Origin of the sequence: Anaerobacillus sp. MEB173 (genome assembly GCF_052119505.1) — a bacterium.
Taxonomy (GTDB): domain Bacteria; phylum Bacillota; class Bacilli; order Bacillales; family JBJMAU01; genus JBJMAU01.
In genome coordinates this window covers 1-753 of record NZ_JBJMAU010000055.1, presented here as the reverse complement: position 1 = coordinate 753, position 753 = coordinate 1, and the positions used below count along the sequence as shown (strand labels likewise).

The 753-nt window shown below is 50.7% G+C and carries 6 tRNA genes; all 6 read left to right on the top strand.

The annotated features are described in order from the left end of the window. Positions 1-226: 226 nt before the first annotated feature. A tRNA-Met gene (locus ACJ2A9_RS23660) sits at positions 227-300 on the top strand. A 3-nt stretch (positions 301-303) separates the two neighbouring features. Further along, positions 304-379, top strand: a tRNA-Asp gene (locus ACJ2A9_RS23655). Between the two features lie 20 nt (positions 380-399). Beyond that, positions 400-475 (top strand) — tRNA-Phe (locus ACJ2A9_RS23650). Positions 476-495: 20 nt separating this feature from the next. Next, a tRNA-Thr gene (locus ACJ2A9_RS23645) sits at positions 496-568 on the top strand. An 11-nt stretch (positions 569-579) separates the two neighbouring features. Beyond that, positions 580-664 (top strand) — tRNA-Tyr (locus ACJ2A9_RS23640). Between the two features lie 11 nt (positions 665-675). After that, positions 676-751, top strand: a tRNA-His gene (locus ACJ2A9_RS23635). The last annotated feature ends 2 nt before the right edge of the window (positions 752-753 follow it).

The following is a 753-nucleotide window of genomic DNA, read 5'->3' as shown; positions in this document are numbered from 1 at the left end:
ACTATGCATGTAGCATGTTCCTATGGAATATCAGCCATCAGGCAGTTTTCGAAGCAAGACATCGTCTATAAACTTTAATAACGTCGCGGGGTGGAGCAACAAGCGTTACATCATTGGATGACAACGAGTTGTTTCGACGCAGCAAGCAACAAAGCAAAACTTGTAGAGGAAGAAACAGTGTAACTGGACTTCGAAGCAAGACATCGTTTATAAACTTTAATAACGTCGCGGGGTGGAGCAGTTCGGTAGCTCGTCGGGCTCATAACCCGAAGGTCATAGGTTCAAATCCTATCCCCGCAATCCGGACCCGTGGTGTAGCGGTTAACATGCCTGCCTGTCACGCAGGAGATCGCCGGTTCGATCCCGGTCGGGTCCGCCATTCTTTAAACATTAAAAATTGGCTCGATAGCTCAGTCGGTAGAGCAGAGGACTGAAAATCCTCGTGTCGGCGGTTCGATTCCGTCTCGAGCCACCATATCTTTTAATAAATAGTATGCCGGCCTAGCTCAATTGGTAGAGCAACTGACTTGTAATCAGTAGGTTGGGGGTTCAAGTCCTCTGGCCGGCACTCCATTTTGTGGAGGGGTAGCGAAGTGGCTAAACGCGGCGGACTGTAAATCCGCTCCCTCAGGGTTCGGCGGTTCGAATCCGTCCCCCTCCACCACTTATATAATGGCGGTTGTGGCGAAGTGGTTAACGCACCGGATTGTGGTTCCGGCATTCGTGGGTTCGATTCCCATCAGCCGCCCCATA